Source organism: Acetobacter sp. DsW_54 (genome assembly GCF_002153575.1).
Lineage (GTDB): Bacteria > Pseudomonadota > Alphaproteobacteria > Acetobacterales > Acetobacteraceae > Acetobacter > Acetobacter fabarum.
On sequence record NZ_JOPD01000003.1, the window covers coordinates 1 to 2,500 of the forward strand.

Below are 2,500 nucleotides of genomic sequence, written 5' to 3' on the forward strand. Positions count from 1 at the left end.
TGGTTGCGGGGGCAGGATTTGAACCTGCGGCCTTCAGGTTATGAGCCTGACGAGCTACCGGGCTGCTCCACCCCGCGGTTGAGAGAGTGCTGATTTTGTTTTGGCTTAGTTTTGTGAGGGTAGACTGGAAGACCTGGCGGCGACCGACTTTCCCGCGGCTTAAGCCGCAGTATCATAGGCGCTGGGGGTTTTCACGGCCGAGTTCGGGATGGGATCGGGTGGAACTCTCCCCGCCATGGCCACCAGGTCATCCAGACTACCCTGTAAGGGTGTGTGGATGCGGTTGGTGCGTTTTGGTGTTTTGTGTGTGACGTGGTTATGGATGATTTCTGTGCACGGGCTATCCGTAAGGATAGTGTGAGAGTGAGCCTATTGGGTGATTAGGACCAGTTAGCTGCACGTGTTACCACGCTTTCACATCTGGCCTATTAACGTGGTGGTCTACCACGACCCTCAGGGAGATCTAGTTTTGAGGTGGGTTTCCCGCTTAGATGCTTTCAGCGGTTATCCCGTCCATACTTAGCTACCCGGCTGTGCCGCTGGCGCGACAACCGGTGCACCAGAGGTATGTTCATCCCGGTCCTCTCGTACTAGGGACAAATCCTCTCAAATCTCCAACATCCACGGCAGATAGGGACCGAACTGTCTCACGACGTTCTAAACCCAGCTCACGTACCACTTTAATCGGCGAACAGCCGAACCCTTGGGACCTGCTCCAGCCCCAGGATGTGATGAGCCGACATCGAGGTGCCAAACCTCCCCGTCGATGTGGACTCTTGGGGGAGATCAGCCTGTTATCCCTAGAGTACCTTTTATCCGTTGAGCGATGGCCCTTCCACGCGGGACCACCGGATCACTATGGCCGACTTTCGTCTCTGCTCGAGCTGTCACTCTCGCAGTCAGGCGGGCTTATGCCATTGCACTCAACAGCCGGTTTCCGACCGGCCTGAGCCCACCATCGCGCGCCTCCGTTACACTTTGGGAGGCGACCGCCCCAGTCAAACTGCCCACCATACAGGGTCCCGGACCAGGCTTACTGGCCGCGGTTAGACATCAGAAAAATTCAGGGTGGTATTTCAAGGATGGCTCCACAAGAACTGGCGCCCCTGCTTCAAAGCCTCCCACCTATCCTACACAGAATGTCTCTGATGCCACTGTAAAGCTACAGTAAAGGTTCATAGGGTCTTTCCGTCTGACCGCGGATACCCCGCATCTTCACGGGGAATTCAATTTCGCTGAGCCGATGCTGGAGACAGCGGGGAAGTCGTTACGCCATTCGTGCAGGTCGGAACTTACCCGACAAGGAATTTCGCTACCTTAGGACCGTTATAGTTACGGCCGCCGTTTACCGGGGCTTCAATTCAGTGCTCTCACACCTCCTCTTAACCTTCCGGCACCGGGCAGGCGTCAGACCCTATACGTCGTCTTTCGACTTCGCAGAGTCCTGTGTTTTTACTAAACAGTCGCTACCCCCTGGTCTGTGCCACCCACAAATGGTTGCCCAAATGTGGGTCTCGCTTATCCCGAAGTTACACGAGTAATTTGCCTAGTTCCTTCAGCATCGTTCTCTCAAGCGCCTTGGTATGCTCTACCAGTCCACCTGTGTCGGTTTAGGGTACGGTCTATACGCCAGAGCTATTTCCTGGAATGCTCCAAAAGCCGGTCCAATCCGTTAAGGACCAACAACATATCGCATTCGTCACTTCTGGCAGGTTCAGGAATATTCACCTGATTCCCATCGACTACGGCTTTCGCCCTCGCCTTAGGGGCCGACTAACCCTGCGTGGATTAACCTTGCGCAGGAACCCTTGGACTTTCGGCGACAGTGTTTCTCGCACTGTTTGTCGCTACTCATGTCAGCATTCGCACTTCCGATATCTCCAGAAGGGGTCACCCCGCTTCCTTCACAGACCTACGGAACGCTCCGCTACCGCGCATACATAGTATGCACCCACAGCTTCGGCACGTGGCTTGAGCCCCGTTACATTTTCGGCGCAGGGTTTCTATTAGACCAGTGAGCTATTACGCTTTCTTTAAAGGATGGCTGCTTCTAAGCCAACCTCCTGGTTGTTATGGAATCCCCACATCCTTTCCCACTTAGCCACGATTTAGGGGCCTTAGCTGGTGGTCTGGGCTGTTTCCCTCTCGACAATGGACCTTAGCACCCACTGTCTGTCTGCCAGGCTAAACTTCCGGGTATTCGGAGTTTGGTTGGGTTTGGTAAGGCTTTGGGCCCCCCTAGCCCATCCAGTGCTCTACCCCCCGGGGTCAACACCTGACGGTCTACCTCAATAGATTTCGCGGAGAACCAGCTATCTCCGAGTTTGATTGGCCTTTCACCCCTAGCCACAGCTCATCCCCGACTTTTTCAACAGGCGTGGGTTCGGCCCTCCAGTGCGTGTTACCGCACCTTCAGCCTGGCCATGGCTAGATCACTCGGTTTCGGGTCTTCTGCCAGCAACTATGCGCCCTATTCAGACTCGCTTTCGCTACGCCTACA

At 55.0% G+C, this 2,500-nt stretch carries 1 tRNA gene and 2 rRNA genes (1 of these 3 cut by a window edge); all 3 read right to left on the bottom strand.

What is annotated here, in order from left to right:
* A tRNA-Met gene (locus tag HK20_RS01785) sits at positions 1–77 on the bottom strand.
* Positions 78–131: 54 nt separating this feature from the next.
* A 5S ribosomal RNA gene (rrf, locus tag HK20_RS01790) occupies positions 132–247 on the bottom strand.
* Positions 248–359: 112 nt separating this feature from the next.
* A 23S ribosomal RNA gene (locus HK20_RS01795) occupies positions 360–2,500 on the bottom strand; it runs 600 nt beyond the window's last position.